At 73.8% G+C, this 22,154-nt stretch carries 19 protein-coding genes; 5 read left to right on the top strand and 14 right to left on the bottom strand.

The window, feature by feature from the left end:
- Positions 1–371: 371 nt before the first annotated feature.
- The 9 genes from rfaE2 to ACIQ6R_RS33540 all read right to left on the bottom strand — a co-directional run bounded on the left by rfaE2 (position 372) and on the right by ACIQ6R_RS33540 (position 10,014).
- Positions 372–1,742: a D-glycero-beta-D-manno-heptose 1-phosphate adenylyltransferase gene (rfaE2, locus tag ACIQ6R_RS33580; RefSeq protein WP_404225537.1), complete on the bottom strand. Its 1,371-nt coding sequence runs from the start codon at positions 1,740–1,742 to the stop codon at positions 372–374.
- An 8-nt stretch (positions 1,743–1,750) separates the two neighbouring features.
- Positions 1,751–2,359, bottom strand: a complete 609-nt coding sequence (locus ACIQ6R_RS33575; protein ID WP_404225535.1) for an SIS domain-containing protein — start codon at positions 2,357–2,359, stop codon at positions 1,751–1,753.
- The gene (locus ACIQ6R_RS33570; RefSeq protein WP_404171983.1) at positions 2,359–3,576 is read right to left on the bottom strand and encodes a glycosyltransferase family 4 protein; all 1,218 of its coding nucleotides are present in this window, start codon (positions 3,574–3,576) and stop codon (positions 2,359–2,361) included. The genes ACIQ6R_RS33575 and ACIQ6R_RS33570 overlap by 1 nt, the downstream gene beginning before the upstream one ends.
- Complete coding sequence (locus ACIQ6R_RS33565; RefSeq protein ID WP_404225533.1) at positions 3,573–4,526, bottom strand: glycosyltransferase; 954 nt, start codon at positions 4,524–4,526, stop codon at positions 3,573–3,575. Before ACIQ6R_RS33565 ends, ACIQ6R_RS33570 begins: the two co-directional genes overlap by 4 nt.
- On the bottom strand, positions 4,523–5,512 hold the full coding sequence (locus ACIQ6R_RS33560) for a glycosyltransferase family 9 protein (protein WP_404225531.1): 990 nt from the start codon (positions 5,510–5,512) through the stop codon (positions 4,523–4,525). Before ACIQ6R_RS33560 ends, ACIQ6R_RS33565 begins: the two co-directional genes overlap by 4 nt.
- Positions 5,509–6,156 (bottom strand): D-glycero-alpha-D-manno-heptose-1,7-bisphosphate 7-phosphatase, encoded by a 648-nt coding sequence (locus tag ACIQ6R_RS33555; RefSeq protein ID WP_404225529.1) that lies wholly within the window; start codon positions 6,154–6,156, stop codon positions 5,509–5,511. Before ACIQ6R_RS33555 ends, ACIQ6R_RS33560 begins: the two co-directional genes overlap by 4 nt.
- Positions 6,153–7,187, bottom strand: coding sequence for a glycosyltransferase (locus tag ACIQ6R_RS33550; RefSeq protein ID WP_404225527.1), 1,035 nt, complete (start codon positions 7,185–7,187; stop codon positions 6,153–6,155). The genes ACIQ6R_RS33555 and ACIQ6R_RS33550 overlap by 4 nt, the downstream gene beginning before the upstream one ends.
- Positions 7,184–8,824 (bottom strand): carbamoyltransferase, encoded by a 1,641-nt coding sequence (locus ACIQ6R_RS33545; protein ID WP_404225525.1) that lies wholly within the window; start codon positions 8,822–8,824, stop codon positions 7,184–7,186. Before ACIQ6R_RS33545 ends, ACIQ6R_RS33550 begins: the two co-directional genes overlap by 4 nt.
- Before the next feature lie 197 nt (positions 8,825–9,021).
- Positions 9,022–10,014, bottom strand: coding sequence for a UDP-glucuronic acid decarboxylase family protein (locus tag ACIQ6R_RS33540; protein ID WP_404225524.1), 993 nt, complete (start codon positions 10,012–10,014; stop codon positions 9,022–9,024).
- 129 nt (positions 10,015–10,143) lie between these two features.
- Between ACIQ6R_RS33540 and ACIQ6R_RS33535 the strand changes: the two genes are divergently transcribed.
- The 3 genes from ACIQ6R_RS33535 to ACIQ6R_RS33525 all read left to right on the top strand — a co-directional run bounded on the left by ACIQ6R_RS33535 (position 10,144) and on the right by ACIQ6R_RS33525 (position 12,358).
- Complete coding sequence (locus ACIQ6R_RS33535; protein WP_404225522.1) at positions 10,144–10,929, top strand: polysaccharide deacetylase family protein; 786 nt, start codon at positions 10,144–10,146, stop codon at positions 10,927–10,929.
- 42 nt (positions 10,930–10,971) lie between these two features.
- Positions 10,972–11,412, top strand: coding sequence for an SRPBCC family protein (locus ACIQ6R_RS33530; RefSeq protein ID WP_404225520.1), 441 nt, complete (start codon positions 10,972–10,974; stop codon positions 11,410–11,412).
- Between the two features lie 85 nt (positions 11,413–11,497).
- Positions 11,498–12,358: an endonuclease/exonuclease/phosphatase family protein gene (locus tag ACIQ6R_RS33525; protein ID WP_404225518.1), complete on the top strand. Its 861-nt coding sequence runs from the start codon at positions 11,498–11,500 to the stop codon at positions 12,356–12,358.
- A gap of 35 nt (positions 12,359–12,393) precedes the next feature.
- Here the strand turns inward: ACIQ6R_RS33525 and ACIQ6R_RS33520 are convergent, their stop codons facing one another.
- The 5 genes from ACIQ6R_RS33520 to ACIQ6R_RS33500 form a co-directional block, all read right to left on the bottom strand.
- Positions 12,394–13,545 carry an XdhC family protein gene (locus ACIQ6R_RS33520; protein WP_404225516.1) on the bottom strand — a complete coding sequence of 384 codons (1,152 nt, stop codon included), beginning with the start codon at positions 13,543–13,545 and terminating at the stop codon, positions 12,394–12,396.
- 52 nt (positions 13,546–13,597) lie between these two features.
- Positions 13,598–15,055 carry an NCS2 family permease gene (locus ACIQ6R_RS33515; protein ID WP_404225514.1) on the bottom strand — a complete coding sequence of 486 codons (1,458 nt, stop codon included), beginning with the start codon at positions 15,053–15,055 and terminating at the stop codon, positions 13,598–13,600.
- 251 nt (positions 15,056–15,306) lie between these two features.
- Positions 15,307–17,733: a xanthine dehydrogenase family protein molybdopterin-binding subunit gene (locus ACIQ6R_RS33510; RefSeq protein WP_404172017.1), complete on the bottom strand. Its 2,427-nt coding sequence runs from the start codon at positions 17,731–17,733 to the stop codon at positions 15,307–15,309.
- 2 nt (positions 17,734–17,735) lie between these two features.
- Positions 17,736–18,332 (bottom strand): (2Fe-2S)-binding protein, encoded by a 597-nt coding sequence (locus tag ACIQ6R_RS33505; RefSeq protein ID WP_404225512.1) that lies wholly within the window; start codon positions 18,330–18,332, stop codon positions 17,736–17,738.
- Positions 18,332–19,222 (bottom strand): FAD binding domain-containing protein, encoded by an 891-nt coding sequence (locus ACIQ6R_RS33500; RefSeq protein WP_404225510.1) that lies wholly within the window; start codon positions 19,220–19,222, stop codon positions 18,332–18,334. The genes ACIQ6R_RS33505 and ACIQ6R_RS33500 overlap by 1 nt, the downstream gene beginning before the upstream one ends.
- Before the next feature lie 295 nt (positions 19,223–19,517).
- On the opposite strand from ACIQ6R_RS33500, the gene ACIQ6R_RS33495 reads away from it, so the two are divergent.
- Both ACIQ6R_RS33495 and ACIQ6R_RS33490 read left to right on the top strand, forming a co-directional pair.
- Positions 19,518–21,200, top strand: a complete 1,683-nt coding sequence (locus tag ACIQ6R_RS33495; RefSeq protein WP_404225508.1) for a PucR family transcriptional regulator — start codon at positions 19,518–19,520, stop codon at positions 21,198–21,200.
- Positions 21,201–21,361: 161 nt separating this feature from the next.
- On the top strand, positions 21,362–22,150 hold the full coding sequence (locus ACIQ6R_RS33490) for a hypothetical protein (RefSeq protein ID WP_404172030.1): 789 nt from the start codon (positions 21,362–21,364) through the stop codon (positions 22,148–22,150).
- Positions 22,151–22,154 lie beyond the last annotated feature (4 nt).

Genomic DNA, 22,154 nt, shown 5'->3' with positions numbered 1-22,154 from the left:
GGACGGCGGATGCACGGGGTCGCCCGTCACGGGCCCACCGGCGGTCGTCGGGGGCACGCGGTCACCCCCGTCCGACCCACCCTCGGACGCCGAAGGCGTCGGGTCCTTCGCGCCCACAGCAGGCTCTGCGCCCACACCCGCACCCACGGCCACGGCCACGGCCACAGCCGCAGCAGGCTCCGCACCACCGCGACCTCCGCCAGCAGCCACGCCTGGCCCCACACGCGCCGTCCCGGCGGACGGCGGAGGCGAGGGGGCGCCCGTCGCCGGGCCGTCGGACGAGGTCCGGGACGCGGTGCCGCTGGTCGGCAGGGCATCGGCGGACGGTGGGGCGGCGGCCCGGCCGCGTCCCGTGGCCGGGGTGCCGTGGGTCATCGCACCCCCTCTGCGGCCCGGGCCATCAGGGCCGTGGACGAGCGGCCGTCCAGGTAGGGCAGCAGGACCGCCTGGCCGCCCCACTCCTGGAGGAGCGCGGCCTCGGGGAGGTCCGCGCCCGCGTAGTCGCCGCCCTTGACCCAGACGTCGGGGCGCAGGTCGCCGAGGAGGCGTTCGGGGGTGTCCTCGTCGAAGACGGCGACCGCGTCGACGCAGGCGAGGGCGCGCAGCACGCGGACGCGGTCGGCGAGCGGGTTGACGGGGCGGCCGTCGCCCTTGCGGCGCTGGACGGAGGCGTCCGAGTTGACGCAGACGACCAGGCAGTCGCCGAGCCGCCGGGCGGCCTGGAGGAGGCCGACGTGCCCGGCGTGCAGCAGGTCGAAGCAGCCGCCCGCGGCGACCACCGTGCCGTGCTGGGCGCGGATGCGGTCGGCCAGGGCGTGCGGGTCGTCGGTGTCGGGCGACGAGGGTGACGCGGGACCGGCGCCGGCGGGGGGCAGGGCGCCCGCGCCGCCCGCGGCGACGAACGCCGTCGCGGCGCCCACCGCGCCCTCGACGGCCTCCCCCACCAGCGCCCCGTCGGCGAGCAGCCCGGCGGCGGTGGCGGCGAACCGGTCCCCCGCGCCGCAGGAGTCGCCGTGGTGGGCGGCGGGTGCGGGGACGAGCAGGGGGTGCTCGCCGTAGGAGAGGAGGGCGCCGCGCGAGCCGAGGGTCACCGTCACGGCGGCCACCCGCCAGTCGCGTACGAGGGCGGCGGCGTTGCGGGCGGCGGCGCGCAGGCCCCCGACCGGGTGGCCGTCGCGCGGTGCGAAGCCGTGCGCCTCCTTCTCGGCCGGTGTCACCAGCCGGGTGCCGGGCACCGGCGGGCCGCCGCGCGGGTGCGGGTCCCAGACCAGGGGCGGGCGGGCGGCCAGTACGTCCCGCAGGGCGTCCGCCGTGCCGCGGCCGTAGTCGGAGACCAGCACGGCCCGGGCGGAGCGCAGCGCGTCGCGGGCCTCGTCCGTGGCCTCGCGGACCCGGCCGCCGCCGCGGTCGAGGCGGACGACGGGGCGCCCCTGCGCCAGGACGCGGGTCTTCTCGGGCAGCGTCCCGGTGAGGGGCAGCGGGATCAGGGTCAGCCAGGGGTCGAGGAGTTCGCGCAGGGCCAGGCCGGCCGGGTCGTCGCCCGCGCCCGTGATCAGCGTGACCTCGCGGCCGTCGCGGGCGGCGAGGTAGGCGGCGAGCGCGGCGCCGCCGGGGCGTACGCGCTCGGCGCACTCCGACACGACCGGGACCGGCGCGTCGGGCGCCAGCCGGTCGGCGGAGCCGGTCAGGTCGCGGTCCAGCAGGGCGTCGCCGACCACGACCAGAGGGGTCCTGTCAGCCATGTGTCCGGTCACCTCCGCGTTCCCTTGTCACGTACACCCGGTACGCCCCGTTCCAGGGCGGCGTCGAAGGCCGCGCAGATCATGTGCACGGCGACCAGGTGGATCTCCTGGACGGTGGCCGTCGAGGGGGCGTCCACGCACAGGGACTCGTCGCTGCCCGCCATGAGCGGGTTGGGTTCGCAGCCGGTGAGCGCCCACACCCGTACGCCGGCCGCGCGGGCGGCGTCGGCCGCGGAGAGCAGGTTGGCGCTGGCGCCGCTGGTGGAGAGCAGCATCAGGACGTCGCCCTCGCGGCCGTGGGCGCGGACCTGGCGGGCGAACACCTCGTCGACGCCGTAGTCGTTGGCGATGGCGGTCGTGGAGGACGTGTCGGCGTGCAGGGCGATGGCGGAGAACGGCGGGCGGTCGTCGCGGTAGCGGCCGACGAGTTCGGCGGTCAGGTGCTGCGCCTGGGCGGCGCTGCCGCCGTTGCCCGCGGCCAGCAGCCGGCCGCCGCCGGAGAGGACGGCGGCGAGCCGCGAACCCCAGCGTTCGGTGATGTGCGCGGAGCCCCGGAACGCCTCCAGCGCCTCCTGGAGTTCGTCGCAGTGCCCGACGACGGGCGGGTGCACGGTCATCACGCCACCTCCTTTGACAGTGCGTGGTCGGCGAGGGTCAGGCGGTACACCTGTTCCGCGCCGTCGGCGACGCGCGCCCAGGTGTAGTGCCGCAGGACGCGTTCGCGGCCGTTCCTGCCGTACTGGCGGCGCAGCCGTTCGTCGGCGAGGAGTTCGCGGGCGGCGTCCGCGATGGCCTCGGGGTCCTGCGGGGTGACCAGGCGGCCCGTGGTCCCGTCGGCCACGGAGTCGCGGTGGCCGCCGACGTCGGTGGCGAGGACGGGCACGCCGCAGGCCATCGCCTCCAGCGGCACGATGCCGAAGGGTTCGTAGAGCGGGGTGCACAGCACCAGGTCGGCGCTGCGGAGCAGGGCGGGCATGTCCTCGGGGTCGACGGCGCCGAGCAGCCGGACCCGGTCGGCGACGCCGGTGCGGTGGGCGAGCGCGGTCAGGCGCTGTGCCTCGGGGTCGGCGTCGAGGGCGCCGGCGGGCGGGCCGCCCGCGATGAGGAGTTCGGTGTCGGGGATCTGGGCCAGGGCGCGGATGGCCTGGTCGTAGCCCTTGCGGGGCACGAGCCGGCCGCAGGCGAGCAGGCGGTGCCGTTGCCGTCGGGCGGGGGTGCGGCCGGTGTCGGCGGTGGGGTGGAAGTGCTCCGCGTCCACGCCGCAGGGGACGACGGACACCTGCCGGGGCGGTACGCCCATGTCGCCGAGTTCGACGACCTCGTCGGTGCAGGTGGCCAGGACCCGTTCGCAGGCGCGGCCGAGCTGCCGTTCGATGCCGATGCGCTCGTACGGGCTGGTGTCCCGCAGGCCCTGGTGGCGCCGCTTGACGGTGCCGAGGGCGTGGAAGGTCTGCACGAGGGGGATGCCGTGCGGCCGTACGCCGATCTGGGAGGCCATGCCGGACATCCAGAAGTGGGCGTGCACCACGTCGGGCGTCTCCCGGGCCCAGGCGCGGGCCAGGTGGGCGCCGAAGGCGGGCATGTGCGGGAAAAGTTCGTCCTTGGGCACGACCGCGGGCGGTCCGGCCGGCACGTGCTCGACGACCGCGCCGCCGGGCAGCGGCACCCGGTCGGGCAGAGCGGTGGCGTCCCGGCGGGTGTAGACCGTGACGTCGTGGCCGCGCTTGGCCAACTCCTCGGTGAGACGGGCCACGTAGACGTTCTGTCCACCGGCGTCGACGCCGCCGAGCGCGGCGAGCGGGCTCGCGTGCTCGGACACCATGGCGATCCTCATCGGGTCACCTCCTTCAGCAGCCGCTCCCAGTCGTCCAGGAAGCGGGACAGCCCGTAGCGGGACAGGGCCGCCGCGCGGGCCTCGTCGCCGACGGTCCGCGCGTGCGGCGGGTCGGCGAGGAAGTCGCGTACGGCGTCGGTCAGTACGTCGATGCGGTTGGAGACCACTCCGGCGCCCGGGGGGACGGCCTCGGTCACCTCGGTGGTCGCGAGGGCGACCACGGGCATGCCGAGGTGCATGGCCTCCAGCAGGGACAGGCCGAGGGAGGTCCAGCGGACGGGGTGGACGTAGACGCGGCGGCGGGCCAGTTCGGTGTGCAGGTCGCCCTGGGGGACGTCCTGCGTGCGGCAGCGGCCGGGGTCGACGCCGATGTGCTCGGCGAGACCTTCGGTGCGCATGCCGAAGACGTCGAGCGGGGCGGCGCGGGAGAACTCGGGGAGCAGGTCCGTGCCGGTCGTGCGTCCGCGGCGGATGGGCTCGTTGACGACGACGGCGGCGCGGTCCAGCTCACCGGTCCAGCGGTGGCCGGGGTCGATGATGCCGTGCTCGATGACCGTCGTCTCCGCCGGACCGGCGTCCCACATCAGCCGGTTGAAGTGGGTGACGTGGACCAGGGCCGCGACGCCGGGGAGGTCCGCGGCGGGGTGGCGGGTGTCGGGTACGTCGCCGTCGGGGGCGTTGTGCTCCAGGTACACCGTCGGGGGGCGGCGGCCCAGCCACTGGTCGACCAGGGCGAGTTCGTGCGGGCGCTGGACGATCACGAGGTCGATGTGCTCGTCCCGCAGCCGCTGAGGCGGTACTTCCACGACGGAGTCGGGCCAGTCCCAGGTGCGGGCGCGGCCGAGGCCGTCGGGTCCGCGGTCAGGGGTGACGGGGACGAGGTAGGTGTGCGGGCCCTGCACGAAGGCCGTGGTCCACGACCCGTGCACGTGCCAGATGAGGATCCTCATGCCTCCCCCAGGAGTTTCTCGACGGCGGCCGCCACGTCGGTGGCCGTGACGGTGTTCAGGCAGGGGTGGCCGGGGACGGGGCAGTCCCGGGCCCGGCTGTCGGCGCAGGGCGCGTCCTGGTCGCCGAGCAGGACGTACGGGACGCCGTACGGCCGCCAGCGCTCGGCCGGTACGACCGGCGCGAACAGGGACACGACCGGGGTGCCGACGGCGGCGGCGAGATGGGCGGGCGCGGTGTTGCCGGTGACGACGACGGCGGCGCCCGCGAGGACGCCGGACAGTTCCGGGGCCTCGGTGCGGCCGCCGAGGTCGGTGCCGTGTCCGCCCGCGACGTACGCGGTGAGGTCGCGTTCGTCGGGGCCGCCGGTGACCAGCACGCGGTGCCCGGCCGCGGCGAGTTCGCGTACGGCCTCGGCGGCGCGTTCGGGGCTCCAGGCGCGGGCGGGGACGCTGGCGCCGGGGTGGAGTACGACGTACGGGCCGGGGCCGGTCAGCCCGTCGGCGCGGGGCGGCGTGCGCACGCGCAGCCGTCCGTCGTCGGGCCGGGGGAATCCGGCCGCCTCGGCGAGGTCGAGCGCGGCCTCGGCCTCGTGGGCGTGCGGGGCACGCTGGTGGCGCAGGTCGAGGAGCGAGCCGGGGTAGTCCACGCTGTCCGCGGCGATGTGCCGGACGCCGGCGAGGCGCAGGACCAGGGCGGTGGGCAGCGGGGACTGGTGGAAGGAGGTGAGGATCAGCGCGGTGTCGGCGTCGATCCGGTCCACGAGCGCGTCGATGTCCTCCCGGCTCACGTCGGGCGGCTGGAACCCGCCCCACGGCGCGTCCCACACCAGCACCTCGTCCACGCCGGGCAGCAGGCGGGCGGCGGGCGCGCCGCGCGATCCGCACAGCAGCGTGACGTGGTCGGCCCGCGCGGCCACGGCCCGCACGGCGGGTCCGGCGAGCAGTACGTCGCCGAAGCTGTCGAGCCGGGTGACGAGTGCTTTCATCGCGGCCTCCCTCCGGTGTCCGCGGCGGTACGTGACGGGGCCGCCTCGGGAGCGAGGGCGGATGCCGTTCCCGTCCGGAAGGCCGCGCCGATGGGCCGTTCGTCCGCGAGGATCCGGCCCTTGGGCGGGCCTGCGAGGACCGCTCGTACGGCGGTCAGCAGGTCCGGGGCGACGTGGGCGGCGGCGGCCGTCTCCTCCGGGCGGGTCCGCGCGTTGGGGACGAGGACGCCGTGGGCGCCCGCGCGCCGGGCGGCCTCCGTGTCGGCGCCTATGTCGCCGATGACGACGCAGTCGGCGGGGGCGGTGCAGACGCGTCCGGCCGCCCAGAGGATCAGGCCCGGCCGCGGCTTGCGGCAGTGGCAGCCGTCGTCGGGGCCGTGCGGGCAGACCGCCCAGACGTCGAAGGGGCCGATGAGGTCGTCGATCCGCCGGTTGACGTGGCGGACGTCGGCGTCGCTGATGAGGCCGCGGGCGACGCCGGACTGGTTGGTGACGACGCCGGTGCGGATGTCGTGTGCGCGCAGCAGCTCGACCGCCTCGCGGGCGCCCTCGACCGGCCGGACCCGCTCGGGGTCGCCGTTGTAGGGGACGTCGTGGACGAGGGTGCCGTCGCGGTCGAAGAGCACGGCCTTGACGGGGCTCATGCGGCCACCTCCCGCCAGGCGGGGGCGCGGCGGTGCCGCCACCGTCCGCTCAGCCGGTACCACGTCGCGGCGGGCGGGATGAGCGCGCTGGTGACCAGCATGGTCGTGACCTCGTAGCGGGTACGTGGCCCGGGAGTGATGCGGGCCCAGGCGAACTCGGCGGTGCCCGCGGCCCACCCGAGCCCGGCGACCGCGGCGGCGCGGGGCCGGCCGGCGGCGGTGAGGGCGAGGGCGGCCGCGCCGGCGGCGGTGATCGCCGCGTGGCGCCGGATGCGGCCCTTGGGCGCCACCGCCTTGGCCCACCAGTCGGGGCCGTGCAGCCGCCGCATCAGGGCGTCGTCGGCGTTGCCCCGCTGCTGCTTCAGGGACACCCAGCGGGAAGCGGGGCGTACGGGGTGGCGGGTGGTGCGGCGGCCCCGCCGGATGCGCCAGCCCGCGTCGAGGACGCGCAGCGCGAGGTCGGCGTCCTCGCGGAAGGCGCGGGTGAAGCGTTCGTCGAAGCCGTCGACCTGCTTGAGCACGTCCGTGCGGTAGGCCATGTCGGCGGTGATCCACTGGGCCCGTGCGAGGCCGGCGGTGCCGCGCTCCCAGTCGGTGGGGCGGCGCTCGCCGGGCAGCGGCACGGCGATCACGCCCTGCACGGCACCGGTGTCGGGGGCCGCGTCGGCGAGGTCCTGGACCAGCTGGTCGCACCAGTGCGGGCCGACCTGCACGTCGTCGTCGAGGAAGGCGGTCCAGGGTGAGGTGACCGCGCGGATGCCGGTGTTGCGGGCGGCGGCGGGGCCCCGGCCCCCGCTGCGCAGCACCACCGTGCGCTCGCGCAGGTCGCCGAGGACGGTCAGGGGGTGTTCCAGCGCTTCCGGGTCGGCGTCCGGTCCGGGCCGGTCGTCGACGAGGACGATCTCGTCGGGGCCGGGTCCGGTCGCGGCGGCCAGCGCCGCGAGGCAGTCGGCCAGCGTGTCGCGGACGAGCGTGGGGACGACCACGGCGTAGCCGGTCATGGAGCCGCCGGTCGCGGGTGCGCCGCTCATCCGAACGCCTTCCCCCGGCGCACCGCGAACGGGCCGATGGCCAGCAGGTCCACGGGTGCGGAGCCGAAGCACTCCAGCGCGTCGCGCGGGTCGTCGACCATGGGCCGCCCGGCGGTGTTGAGGCTGGTGTTGACCACGACGGGCAGCCCGGTGCGCCGTTCGAAGGCGTTCAGCATCCGCGCGACGAGCGGCTCGCGGCGCTCCTCGACGGTCTGGATGCGGGCGGTGCCGTCGACGTGGACGACGGCCGGGATGCGGTCGCGCCACGCGGCGGCGACGTCGTGCACGAAGAGCATGTACGGGCTGGGGATCGGCCCGGTGAAGATGTCGGAGGCGCGGTCGGCCAGCACCATCGGGGCGACGGGGCGGAACTCCTCGCGGCCCTTGACGTGGTTGAGCCGCTCCAGGTTCTCCGCGCGGCCCGGGTGGGCCATCAGGGAGCGGTGGCCGAGGGCGCGCGGCCCGAACTCGCTGCGCCCCTGGAACCAGGCGACGACGCCGTCCCGGGCCAGTTCCTCGGCGACCGTCTCGGCGATGTCGTCCGGCTCCTCGTAGGGGATCGCGGCGGTCTCCAGCCAGGCGCGGATCTCCTCGTCGCTCCAGCCGCGGCCGAGGTCGGCGCCGGGCATGGCCTCGGGAGCGGTGCCCTCCTGGGCGGCGGCCACGTGCAGGGCGCCGCCGAGGGCCGTGCCCGCGTCGCCGGCGGCGGGCTGCACCCACACGTGCCGGTACGGGCCGCGGGCGGCGATCTTCGAGTTGGCGACGCAGTTGAGCGCGACGCCGCCCGCCATGGTCAGTGCTTCTCCCCCGGCCTCGCGGTGCAGCCAGTGGACGAGTTCGAGGAGCAGTTCCTCCAGTACGGCCTGGGTGCTCGCGGCGAGGTCGGCGTGGTCCTTCGTCCAGTCCTGGCCCTTGGCGCGGGCCGGGGCGAGGGCCGCCCAGTCGACGCCGTGGGCGCGGAACCCGCCGTCGCCGGTGGCGTGGATGTGTTCGCGCAGCCGGTCGAGGTGGCGGGGGGTGCCGTAGGAGGCGAGGGCCATCACCTTGTACTCGTCGCTGCTGCGCAGGAAGCCGAGGTGCTCGGTCAGTTCCTCGTAGACCAGGCCGAGCGAGTGCGGGAGCGCCTGCGTGGCGAGGGTGTCGAGCTTGCCGTCGCGGTAGCGGCCGGCCAGGTGGGAGGCGGACTCGCCGCGTCCGTCGAGGACGAGTACATCGTTGTCGGGGTGCGGCGAGGCCGGTCCGGCGGAGGCGGCGTGCGCCACGTGGTGCGGGACGAAGACGACCTGGTCGGGGTCGAGTCCGGGCAGCGCGTCGGCGAGGAACTCGGGGGCGCGGCGGGCGTACTCCAGCCGCAGCGGGTCCCAGGGGTCGTCCAGGCCCATGTCGCGGGCGGGCCGGGCGAGCTTGGGGTCGAAGGAGTACGCGACGGCGTCCAGTTCCCCGGGCCGCACCCCGGCGTGTTCCAGGCACCACCGCGCCGACAGTTCCGGCACCTCCCACGCGGAGAAGGGCACCGGGCGCTTGCCGTGCTTGCGTCGGCTGAAGCGCTCTTCCTCGGCGGCCGCAACGGTCCGGCCGTCGACGACGAGTGCGGCGGCCGGGTCGTGGAACAGGGCGTTGATACCAAGGATCCGCATGGGGGGTGCTCCGTCCCGGGCGTCTCGTGGGTGTTGCTCGGTCTCTGCGGTACTTCTGGTGCTCTTTGATACTTCTGGGTCTCTCTCGGCTCGCGGGTCCCGTGGTGCGGCTGCTTCAAACACTTGGAGGCAACTCAATTCCAGAAATGAGCGCGCATATCACCCTCCGTGATGAGATGCGTCGAAGCGCCGGAGGCCTACGCGGCGACGGAGTGCGCGAACCAGCCGATGGTCCGCTCCAGCCCGTCGTTCCACCCGACCCGCGGCTGCCAGCCGAGCCGTTCCCGGGCCAGGGTGGTGTCGGGCTTGCGCCTGCCGGGGTCGTCGACAGGGCGCTCGACGAAGCGGATGCGGGAGCCGGAGCCGGTCAGCTCGACGACGCGGCGGGCCAGTTCCAGCATGGTGATCTCGTCGGCGCCGCCGATGTTCATCGGCCCGGTCTCGCCGGACCCGGCGAGCGCCAGGACGCCGTCGACGGTGTCGTCGACGTAGCACAGGGAGCGGGTCTGGCCACCGTCCCCGGCGACGGTGAGCGGCATGCCGTCCAGGGCCTGCGCGATGAAGGTGGGCACGGCGCGGCCGTCGCCGGTGCGCATGCGGGGGCCGTAGGTGTTGAAGATGCGGACGATGGCGGCGTCGGTGCCGTGCACCTGGCGGTGGGCGGTGACCAGCGCCTCGGCGAAGCGCTTCGACTCGTCGTAGACGCTGCGCGGACCGGTCGGGTTGACGTTGCCCCAGTAGGTCTCGCGCTGCGGGTGTTCCAGCGGGTCGCCGTAGACCTCGGAGGTGGAGGCGAGCAGGAAGCGGGCGCCGTCGGCACGGGCCCGCTCCAGGGCGTTGCGGGTGCCGGTACTGCCGACGTCGAGGGTCTCCAGGGGCAGCCGGAGGTAGTCGGCGGGCGAGGCCGGGCAGGCGAAGTGCAGGACCAGGTCGAACCGGCCGGGCAGGCCGCGCAGGGCCGCCGGGTCGGTGACGTCGGCCCGGACGAACCGGAAGCCGCGGTGCCGTTCCAGGTCGGCCACGTTGGCGCGGGTGCCGGTGGCCAGGTTGTCGAGGCACACGACGTCGGTGCCGGCGTCGAGCAGGCGGCCGCACAGGTGGGAGCCCACGAATCCGGCGCCGCCGGTCACCAGGGCCCGGCGCCAGACGCGTCCGCTCACGGGGCTGTCGCCCACGGGGGTCTCGCTCACGGGGTCCTCCTCGTTCTCACCGTCACTTGCGTGTCGGCTGAGTAACCCGGTGAACGCCCCCACTACCTCGAATGTTCATTCGAGAGGGCACTATAAACTGCGTATATACTCGCTATGTATAGTCCTCGCATGCCTTCACTGACCAGGAAGACGACAAAAACGGGGACCGGGTTGCGTGCGGTCGCGACACTCGCGGCCGCCGCCTCACTGACACTGGCACTGAGCGGTTGCACGAAACTGGAGACGACCTCCCCCAGCTCCGTCCGGGGCGCGGCGGGCGCGCAGGCGCGGGCCGGGTTCGGCACCGTCGACTGCGGCCACGCCAAATGCATCGCGCTGACCTTCGACGCCGGACCGAGCGAGAACTCCGCCCGGCTGCTCGACATACTCAAGGAGAAGAAAGTCCCGGCGACCTTCTTCCTGCTCGGCAAGAGACACATCGACACGTATCCCGAGCTGGTCGGACGCATGGCCGCCGAGGGCCACGAGGTGGCCAGCCACACCTGGACGCACAAGATCCTCACGGACGCCGAACCGGACGAGATACGCGAGGAACTGGAGCGCCCGAACAGGGAGATAGAGCGTCTGACCGGGCAGCGCCCCACCCTGATGCGCCCGCCGCAGGGCCGCACCGACGACACGGTGCACGAGATCTGCCGCGAACTGGGACTGGCGGAGGTGCTGTGGAGCGTGACCGCCAAGGACTACCAGACCGACGACTCCGACCTGATCACCGAGCGCGTCCTGAAGCAGTCCTCCCGGGACGGCATCATCCTGCTGCACGACATCTACGACGGCACCGTGCCCGCCGTGCCCGGGATCATCGACGCGCTCAAGAAGCGCGGCTACGTCTTCGTGACGGTCCCCCAGCTGCTGGCCCCCGGCAAGGCCGAGCCGGGCAAGGTGTACCGCTAGGGCCTCCCCCCGGTCACGCGGCCGGTTCCCTACGATCGCTCCGTGGCCACCTTCTCGCTCGAACGCACCGCCCCGCTCCCGCTGGACGAGGCCTGGCGCCGGCTCACCGAATGGCGGCGGCACGGCGACGCCGTGCCGCTGACCCGGGTCACCGTCATCACGCCCGGCCCCACTCGCCGGGGCACGGTGATCGTGGCCCGCACGGGCGCCGGCCCGCTCGCCTTCGACGACAGGATGGAGGTGACCGTCTGGCAGCCACCTCGGGACGACGCCCCAGGCCGGTGCCGGCTGGAGAAGCGCGGCCGGCTGGTCGGGGGCTGGGCCGAGATCGAGGTCCGTCCCGGCCCCGGCGGCCGTGCCCGCGTCGTGTGGCGTGAGGAGCTACGGGTCCGTCTCCTGCCTTCCGCCTTCGACGGCGCGCTGGGCGGCGCGGGACGGTACGTCTTCGGCCGCGCGGTCAACCGGCTCCTGCGGCGTCCGTGAACCACGGGCTGCGCACGGGGTACGGGACGCGGACGGGATCGCGTCGTACGCCCCGCCCCGGGCGTTTCCCGCGTACCGTGCCGGCATGTCTGCCAGAGCGCGCACCCTCATCCAACTGTCCGTAGCCGGCGCCCTGTTGAGCCTGACCGTGGCGGCACCGGCCGCCGGAGCCGGCCAGGGGACCTCGGTCCCGCTGCGCATCGCCACGTACAACATCCACGCCGGAACGGGATCGGACGGCGTCTTCGACCTCGACCGGCAGGCCGCCGCACTGCGCGCCCTCGACGCGGACGTGATCGGCCTCCAGGAGGTCGACGTGCACTGGGGCGCACGCAGCCAGGGGCTGGACATGGCCGAGGAGTTGGGGCGCCGGCTCGGCATGCGGGTGTCGTTCGCGCCGATCTACAGCCTCGACCCGGTCGAGGCCGGCGGCCCGCGGCGCGAGTACGGCGTGGCGGTGCTATCCCGCTTCCCGATCCGCTCCGCGGCGAATCACGAGATCACGCGCCTGTCCACCCAGGACGAGAACCCGGTCCCGGCGCCCGCGCCGGGATTCGGCGAGGTGACGCTGAAGGTGCGCGGAGTGCCGGTCCAGGTGTTCGTGACGCACCTCGACTACCGGTCCGACCCGGCGGTGCGGGTGGCGCAGGTCGCCGACACCCGGCGGATCATGGCGCGGGAGCGGGCGGCCCTGCCGGGGGCTCGGCAGGTGCTGCTGGGCGACTTCAACGCCGAGCCGGCGGCTCCCGAACTGGCCTCGCTCTGGCGGGAGCTGCGCGACGCCGGCCCGGGCACCGGTGGCACGTACCCGGCCGCGGCGCCCGTCAAGCGGATCGACTACGTGACGGTGGGCAAGGGCGTGCGGGTGCGCGGTGCCTCGGTCCCGGCGGAGGCCGTGGCCTCGGACCATCGGCCGGTGGTCGCGGAGGTGTCGCTGTCGAGGTAGCCGGAAAAGGGGTCGGGCCGGGCCTGAGACCGCTCCTAGGCCACTGAGCCGATACGGCCGCCCCGGACCGTCGGACCGTCGTGGTGGATCGGGGTGTGGGCGCCCGTCAGCGAGGCGCCCGTGCCGCCGCGGCGGGCCGCGACGATCTCGGCGGCGATGGACAGGGCCGTCTCCTCGGGGGTGCGGGCGCCCAGGTCGAGGCCGATGGGGGACCTGAGGCGGGCCAGCTCCAGGTCGGTCACGCCGACCTCGCGCAGGCGGGCGTTCCGGTCCAGGTGGGTGCGGCGGGAGCCCATCGCGCCGACGTAGGAGACCGGGAGGCGCAGGGCGAGCTTGAGGAGCGGCACGTCGAACTTGGCGTCGTGGGTCAGGACGCACAGCACCGTGCGCGCGTCGACCTCGGTGCGCCCCAGGTACTCGTGGGGCCACTCGACGACGATCTCGTCCGCGTCCGGGAAGCGGACCTCGGTCGCGAAGACGGGGCGCGCGTCGCACACCGTCACGTGGTAGCCGAGGAACTTGCCGACGCGGACCAGCGCCGAGGCGAAGTCGATCGCGCCGAACACGATCATGCGGGGTGCCGGGACCGAGGACTCGATCAGCAGTGTGAGCGGTGCTCCGCAACGCGAGCCCTGCTCCCCGATCTCCAGCGTGCCGGTGCGGCCGGTGTCCAGGAAGGCACCCGCCTCGGCGGCCACCGTGCGGTCCAGTTCGGGGTGGGCGCCGAAACCGCCGGCGCGGGAGCCGTCCGGACGGACGACGAGCGCGCGGCCCGTCAGTTCCGCCGGTCCGCTCACGATCCGCGCCACCGCCGCCGCCTCCCCTCGCGCGGCGGCGGTGAGCGCGGTGGCGAGGGCCGGACGGGCGGGGCCGTCCGCCCGTACCGGGGTGACGAGGATGTCGATGACGCCGCCGCAGGTCAGGCCCACGGCGAAGGCGTCCTCGTCGCTGTAGCCGAAGCGCTCCAGGACGGTTTCCCCGTCGTCCAGCGCCTGCCGGCACAGCTCGTACACGGCCCCCTCCACACAGCCGCCGGAGACCGAGCCGATCGCCGTGCCGTCGGCGTCCACCGCGAGGGCGGCGCCGGGCCGGCGGGGTGCGCTGCCGCTGACGGCCACCACGGTGGCCACGGCGAACGCGCGTCCCTGCTCGACCCACCGGTTCAGCTCTTCGGCGATGTCCAGCATCTGTCGGTCTCCTCACAGAGCGGCTATATGGAAGGGGTTCCCGTCGCGGCGACTAGTGCACGCCCAGCCAGCTCTCGATCGGGTTGAGGGCGAAGTAGACGATGAAGATCACCGTCAGCGCCCACATGAACGCGCCGATCTCCCGGGCCTTGCCCTGGGCGACCTTGATGGCGACGTAGGAGATGACGCCGGCGGCGACACCCGCCGTGATCGAGTACGTGAAGGGCATCAGGACGACGGTCAGGAAGACCGGGATCGCGGTGGCCCGGTCGGCCCAGTCCACGTGCCGGGCGTTCATCATCATCATCGCTCCGATGACGACCAGCGCGGCGGAGGCGACCTCCTGCGGCACGATCGCAGTGATCGGCGTGAAGAAGAGGCAGGCCGCGAAGAACAGGCCGGTGACCACGGAGGCGAGTCCGGTGCGGGCACCCTCGCCGACGCCGGTCGCGGACTCGACGAAGACGGTCTGGCCGGAGCCGCCCGCCACACCGCCGATGGCACCGCCGGCGCCGTCGACGAACAGCGCCTTCGACAGACCCGGCATCCGGCCCTTGTCGTCGGCGAGCTTGGCCTCGGTGCCGACGCCGATGATCGTGGCCATGGCGTCGAAGAACCCGGCCAGCACCAGCGTGAAGACGATCATGCCGACCGTCATGGCGCCGACCTCGCCCCAGCCGCCGAACTCCAGGTCGCCGAAGAGCGAGAAGTCCGGCATGGAGACCGCGCTGCCGTGCAGCTCGGGGGCTCCGTTGGCCCACTGCTTGGGGTCGATGACCCCGGTGGCGTTCAGCAGGGCCGCGACGATCGTGCCGGTGACGATGCCGATCAGGATGGCCCCGGGCATGTGGCGCGCCTGGAGCATGAAGATCAGGAGCAGGGTGCCCGCGAAGAGCAGGACGGGCCAGCCGGCGAGTTCACCGGCGGGGCCGAGGGAGAGCGGGGTCGCCTTGCCCGGGTGCACGAAGCCGCCCTTGACCAGGCCGATGATGGCGATGAAGAGGCCGATGCCCATGGTGATGCCGTGCTTGAGGGCGAGCGGGATCGCGTTCATGATCATCTCGCGGAGCCCGGTGACCACGAGCAGCATGATCACCACGCCGTACATCACGCACATGCCCATGGCCTGCGGCCAGGTCATCTGGGGAACGACCTGGCCGGCGATCACACCGGAGACCGAGAGTCCGGCGGCCAGGGCGAGCGGCACCTTGCCGACGAATCCCATCAGGAGCGTGGTGACCGCCGCGGCGAGCGCCGTCGCGGTGATCAGGGCCTTCTGGCCCAGGGTGTCCCCCGCGGCGTCCCTGCCGGACAGGATCACGGGGTTGAGCAGGACGATGTAGGCCATCGCCATGAAGGTGGTGGTACCGCCGCGCACCTCACGCGCGACCGTCGACCCCCTGTGGGATATGTGAAAGTACCGGTCGAGCCAAGACCGTCCGGCGGGGACGCGGGAACCCGCGCCCGCGTCGTCCGCGGTGGTCTTGGGCTCCACTGACTGCTGGGTCATGGGGCCGTCTCCCAAGGTTCATAGGTGCACCCGGTCGGCCGCTGGGGCGGTCCGCGGGATTTGGGATATGCACGACCCGGGGGACGGCCCGAGACGAACGCATGTGTGGTGGTACGTGTGGTGCTGCATGTGGTGCTACATGTGGTGCTACATGTGGTGTCGCTTCAAGCACCGCGAGCGGAGCGGTACTTGGGTTGTGCTCCGGGCGGCGCGGAGTGTGTGACGTTCCGTGCGCCGCCCGGAGGGTCTTCTCACGCCGTGCCGGTCAGGTGCTCCGGTCGTACCGGCGTGCGGTCGAGCGCCAGCCCGGTCGCGTCCCGTACGGCCGCGAGGACCGCCGGAGTCGACGACAGGGTGGGTGCCTCGCCGATGCCGCGCAGCCCGTACGGGGCGTGGTCGTCGGCGAGTTCGAGCACGTCGACCGGGATGGTCGGCGTGTCGAGAATCGTGGGGAGCAGGTAGTCCGTGAAGGAGGGGTTCCTGACCTTCGCGGTCTTGGGATCGACGACGATCTCCTCCATGACCGCGATGCCCATGCCCTGGACGGTGCCGCCCTGGATCTGGCCGATCACGGAGAGCGGGTTGAGCGCCTTGCCGACGTCCTGGGCGCAGGCCAGTTCGATGACCTTGACCAGGCCGAGTTCGGTGTCGACCTCGACGACGGCGCGGTGCGCGGCGAAGGAGTACTGGACGTGGCCGTTGCCCTGGCCGGTGCGCGGGTCGAAGGCCTCGGTCGGCCGGTGCCGCCACTCCTCCTCGACCTCGACGGCCTCGCCCTCCAGGACGTCCACGAGGTCGGACAGGACCTCGCCGCCGTCCGTGACGACCTTGCCGCCCTCCAGGAGGAGTTCGGCGGTCGCCCAGGCCGGGTGGTAGGAGCCGAACTTGCGGCGGCCGATCTCCAGGACCTTCTCGCGGACCAGTTCGCAGGCGTTCTTCACGGCGCCGCCGGTGACGTACGTCTGCCGGGAGGCCGAGGTGGAGCCGGCCGAGCCGACCTGGGTGTCGGCCGGGTGGATGGTCACCTGGGCGACGCCCAGCTCGGTGCGGGCGATCTGCGCGTGGACGGTGACGCCGCCCTGGCCGACCTCCGCCATCGCGGTGTGCACGGTGGCCACCGGCTCGCCGCCGACGACCTCCATGCGGACCTTGGCGGTGGAGTAGTCGTCGAAGCCCTCGGAGAAGCCGACGTTCTTGATGCCGACCGCGTAGCCGACGCCGCGGACGACGCCTTCTCCGTGGGTGGTGTTGGACAGACCGCCGGGCAGTTGCCGTACGTCGGCGCCCTCGCTCGACTCCCACTGGCGCTCCGGCGGCATGGGCATCGCCTTGACGCGGCGCAGCAGTTCGGCGACCGGGGCCGGCGAGTCCACGGGCTGCCCGGTGGGCATGATCGTGCCCTGCTCCATGGCGTTGATCCGGCGGAACTCCACCGGGTCCATGCCGAGTTCCTGGGCCACCTTGTCCATCTGTGCCTCGTAGGCGAAGCACGCCTGGACCGCGCCGAAGCCGCGCATGGCGCCGCAGGGCGGGTTGTTGGAGTAGAGGGCGATGGCCTCGATGTCCACGTCGTCGACCACGTAGGGGCCGACGGACAGCGAGGAGGCGTTGCCGACGACCGCCGGGGAGGCGGAGGCGTAGGCGCCGCCGTCCAGGACGATGCGGCACTTCAGGTGCGTGAGCTTGCCGTCCTTGGTGGCGCCGTGCTCGTAGTGGAGCTTCGCCGGGTGGCGGTGGACGTGGCCGAAGAAGGACTCGAAGCGGTTGTAGACGATCTTGACGGGCTTGCCGGTGCGCATCGCCAGCAGGCAGGCGTGGATCTGCATCGACAGGTCCTCGCGTCCGCCGAAGGCGCCGCCGACGCCGGAGAGCGTCATGCGGACCTTGTCCTCGGGCAGGCCGAGGACGGGGGCGATCTGCTTCAGGTCGGAGTGCAGCCACTGGGTGGCGACGTACAGCTCGACGCCGCCGTCCTCGGACGGCACCGCGAGGCCGGACTCGGGCCCGAGGAAGGCCTGGTCCTGCATGCCGAAGTAGTAGTCGCCCTTGACGATCACGTCGGCGCGCTCGGCGGCCGCGTCGGCGTCGCCGCGGACGATCGGCTGGCGGTGCACGATGTTGGGGTGCGGGACGTGGCCGATGATGGGGGTCCCCCCGGCGCCGGAGCTTGTCGGAGGCGAGAGGGGGAGATCGTCGCGGTTCTCGTGGACGAGGATCGCGTCGGGGGCGGTCGCGGAGGCCTCGTCGGTGATGACGGGCAGTTCCCGGTACTCCACCTTGATCTTGGCGGCGGCGCGGCGCGCGGTCTCCGGGTGGTCGGCGGCGACGATCGCGACCGGCTCCCCGTGGTGGCGGACCTTGCCGTGGGCGAGGACCGGGGTGTCCTGGATCTCCAGGCCGTACTCGCGCACCTCGGTCGGCAGGTCGTCGTACGTCATGACGGCGTAGACGCCCGGCGTGGCGAGGGCCTCGCCGGTGTCGATCGAGAGGATCTCGGCGTGCGCGACCGTGGAGCGCAGGATCTGGCCCCAGAGCATGTCCTCGTGCCACATGTCGGACGAGTAGGCGAACTCGCCGGTGACCTTGAGGGTGCCGTCCGGGCGGAGCGTGGACTCGCCGACGCCGCCCTTGGTCCGGGACCCCTGGGTGATCTTGGTGGGCGCGCCGGTGGCAGCCATGCTCAGACCCCCTCGGACTGGCGGGCGGCGGCCAGGCGGACCGCGTCCATGATCTTCTCGTAGCCCGTGCAGCGGCACAGGTTGCCCGACAGCGCCTCGCGGATGTCCGCGTCGGTCGGATTCGGGTTGCGCTCGAGCATCTCGTCGGCGGCGACCAGCAGGCCGGGCGTGCAGAAGCCGCACTGGACGGCGCCGGCGTCGATGAACGCCTGCTGGATCGGGGCCAGTTCGGTGCCCTCGCCGGTGTGGGAGTCGGTGCCCCGGGCCTGCCACCGCTTGGCCTCGTCGAGCGTGGTGCCCTTGTCGGCGGCGCTGCCGCGGGCGCCGGTGGCGCAGCCTTCGGCGCGTTCCTTGGCGAAGTCGGCCAGGCCCTCGACGGTGACGATCTCGCGGCCCTGCGCCTGGCCGGCGGCGACCAGGCAGGAGCACACCGGGAGGCCGTCCAGGCGGACCGTGCAGGAGCCGCACTCGCCCTGCTCGCAGGCGTTCTTGGAGCCGGGCAGGCCCATCCGCTCGCGCAGCACGTACAGCAGGGACTCGCCCTCCCACACGTCGTCGGCCTCCTGCGGACGTCCGTTGACAGTGAAGTTGACGCGCATTACGCCGCTCCCTCCGTGGTGTGGCGGGCGCCGCGGTACGACTCCCAGGTCCAGGTGAGCGTCCTGCGGGCCATGACGCCGACCGCGTGGCGGCGGTAGCTCGCGGTGCCCCGGACGTCGTCGATCGGGTTGCAGGCGGCGGAGCACAGGTCCGCGAACTGCTTGGCCACCGACGGAGTGATGATCTTTCCGCTGTCCCAGAAGCCGCCCTCCGCGAGCGCCGCGTTCAGGAACTCCTCGGCGGCCTTGGCGCGCACGGGCGTGGGCGCGGCCGAGCCGATGCCGGTGCGGACGGTGCGGGTCCCGGGGTGCAGGGCGAGACCGAAGGCGCACACGGCGATGACCATGGCGTTGCGGGTGCCGACCTTGGAGAACTGCTGCGGGCCGTCGGCCTTCTTGATGTGCACGGCGCGGATCAGCTCGTCGGGCTCCATCGCGTTGCGCTTCACGCCCGTGTAGAACGCGTCGATCGGGATCAGCCGCCTGCCGCGCACCGACTCGACCTCGACCTCCGCGCCGGCGGCGAGCAGCGCCGGGTGGGCGTCGCCCGCCGGGGAGGCGGTGCCGAGGTTCCCGCCCACGCCGCCGCGGTTACGGATCTGCGGGGAGGCGACCGTGTGCGAGGCGAGGGCGAGACCCGGCAGCTCGGTGCTCAGGTTCTCCATGATCCTGGTGTAGGGCACGGAGGCACCGAGCCATACGGAGTCCTCGCCGACCTCCCATGCGGAGAGGTCGCCGACGCGGTTGAGGTCCATGAGGTACTCGGGCCGGCGGTGGTCGAAGTTGATCTCGACCATCACGTCGGTGCCACCCGCGATCGGCACAGCGGTGGGGTGCTCGGCCTTCGCGGCGAGCGCCTCCTCCCAGCTGGCGGGGCGAAGGAAGTCCATGACCGGCTCTCTTCTTCGTCTTCGTCTGGCGAGTCGTACGGATTGAGCCATTGCGTGTGCAGCGGGCCCGGCTCGTTCATGTGCTGTTCACGTGGTGTCAGTACACCGCCCGCTGCTCCACCGGGGTCAGTCGCAGAAACCATGAAGGAGTTGGCTGGCCAGGGCGGGCATCTTGTAGATTCGTATGAAAGGAGGCGCTCATCAACCTCCTGGTTTTCCTCTGGCCCCTCCGGAAATCGGGCGACACAGCCGCGTGACCTGGAACACTTCGAGACAAAGATCGGCGGCGACGAGAATGCGGCTGCGCGCACTGCTGGACACCGACGCGCTGGGCCTCAAGCTGCTCGGCGGCGAGGACGAGCTGGACCGCTCCGTCCGGGGCGTGATGACCACCGACCTGCGGGACCCGAGCCGCTACCTCTCGGGCGGGGAGCTGGTCCTCACCGGCCTCGCCTGGCGCCGGGACGCCGACGACTCCGAGCCGTTCGTCCGCATCCTGGTGCAGGCCGGGGTGGCCGCGCTGGCCGCCGGTGAGGCGGAGCTGGGGAGCGTGCCGGAGGACCTGGTGGTGGCGTGCGCGCGGCACCACCTGCCGCTGTTCGCGGTGAACGAGTCGGTCGCCTTCGCGACCATCACCGAGCACGTCGTCCGCCAGGTCTCCGGCGAGCGGGCCGGGGACCTGGCGGCCGTGGTGGACCGGCACCGCCGGATGATGACCTCCGGCCCGGCGGGCGGCGGCCCCGACGTGGTGCTGGACCTGCTCGGCTCCGACCTGGACCTGCGGGCCTGGGTGCTCTCCCCGACGGGCCGCCCGGTCGCCGGCCCGAAGGACGCGGCTCCCGCCCTCCCCACCGAGCTGTGCGCGAAGCTGGCGGCGGACCACCTCGCGGCCACCCGCGCGGGCCGGCGCGCGCCGCACCGGGTGCCGCTGGGCGGCACGACGTACAGCCTCTTCCCGGTGCGCGGCGCCGCGCGAGCCCCGCAGGCCGCGGGCGCCGCGCGGGACGCGCGCGAGACGGTGCTGTCCGACTGGCTGCTGGTCGTGGAGGCGGACGCCGGGGAGTGGGCCGAGGAGCGGCTCGACCTGTTGTACGGCGTGACGCAGCTGATCGCGGTCGAGCGGGACCGGCGGGACGCGGCGCGCACGGTGCGGCGGCGGCTCGCGCAGGAGGTCCTGGAGCTGGTGCAGACGGGCGCCGCGCCCGCCGAGATCGCGGCCCGCCTGCGGGTGGCGGCGCCGGTGCTGCTGCCGGGCCTCGGTGCGGCCCCGCACTGGCAGGTCGTGGTGGCCCGCGTCGAGTGGGAGGACGGCTCGGCGGAGACCGGCCCGGTCGCCCAGACCCTGCTGGAGGAGATCCTCGTCGACCCGCTCGCCACGGGCCCCGAGCACTCCGACCGCATCGCCGTGGCGCACACCGGCGGCGAGGCCGTCGCCCTGGTGCCGCTGCCGGCGGTCTCCAGCGAGCACGACGGCTCCGAGACCGGCATCCTCGCGGACGCGCTGCTGGAGTCCGTACGGGAACCGCTGTCGGCCGGGCTGGACGGCGACGGGCGGGTCACGCTCGGCGTCAGCGCGGCCGTGCACTCGGCGGAGGGACTGCGCGGCGCGCTGGAGGAGGCCCGGCACGCGCGGCGCGTGGCCGCTGCGCGCCCCGGACGGGTCTGCGCGGCCGGCCACCAGGAGCTGGCCTCGCACGTCCTCCTCCTCCCCTTCGTCCCCGACGACGTCCGCCGGGCCTTCACCGCCCGGCTGCTGGACCCGCTGCGGGACTACGACCGCCGCCACCGCGCCGAGCTGATCCCGACGCTGGAGGCGTTCCTCGACAGCGACGGCTCCTGGACGCGCTGCGCGAGCCGCCTCCACCTGCACGTCAACACGCTGCGCTACCGAGTCGGGCGGATCGAGCAGTTGACGGGGCGTGACCTCTCGCGCCTGGAGGACAAGCTGGACTTCTTCCTGGCACTGCGGATGAGCTGAGCCCGCAGGACGCGAGGAGGCCCGGAGGCTCCCAAACCTCCGGACCGGGAAGTCCCCCACTTTGTGAAATTTTTCACCCATCCTCTTGGCCGGGCTGCCGGATCCGTGCTGAGATGCGGCCACCACTCGAGAGCTCGATGCCGTGCTAAGGGGAGGGCAACGTGGCGCATTCCGCCATGGCCGGTTCTGGTTGGGGAACGACCGAGGGTGACGATCCGCTCCAGACCGCCGTATGGCGGTTGCGCTCGCGCGCCTGCTGGGCCGACGCGGCGGCCCTGCTGGAGCCGGTCACCGCGGCCACCGCCTTGCAGCGGACCGCGCTGCTGGTGGAACGGTGTCTGTACACCGAGCAGGGCTGGGCGGAGGCCGAGGACGCGCTGCGCACCGCCGAGGCGCTGGCCCACAGCGACGACGAGCGCGGGGCCGCGGCCTGCGAACGCGGTCAACTCGCGTACGCCGCCACGGTGCACGGGGTGCGCGACCGGTCCGACGAGGCGCGGGCCGCGCTGGGCCGGGCGGCGGCGCTGATCGCGCCGGGGGCCGAGGGACGGGCGCTGCTGGACTTCCGGCGCGGGCTGCTCGCGGAGAACCTCACCCGCTCACCGCAGGCCGCCCGAGCGGCATACCGGCGCGCCCACGCCGGCGCCACCGCGCACGCCGATCCACTGCTCCAGTCCTTCACCTGGCGGCATCTGGCCGGACTCGCCCTGCGGGAAGGGGAGTTGGCCGAGGCGCGGCACGGGTTCGCCGAGTCGCTGCGCATCCGCGAGGAACTGGGATATCTCGTCGGTACGGCGCCGGCGCTGGCGTCGCTCGCCGACGCGGAGACCGAACCGGAGGCGTCGCGGCTGCGCGAGGAGGCGCGGCGGCTGTTCCGGCTGCTGGGCGGTGTGCCGACGTGGCTGGCGCGGCACCTGGCCCCGCCGGCCGCGGGTGCGGCGACGGCGTGACGGC

Origin of the sequence: Streptomyces sp. NPDC096048 (assembly GCF_044763415.1) — a bacterium.
GTDB lineage: Bacteria > Actinomycetota > Actinomycetes > Streptomycetales > Streptomycetaceae > Streptomyces.
Note: the sequence above shows the minus strand (reverse complement) of the source record. Positions and strands in the feature narration are given on the sequence as shown.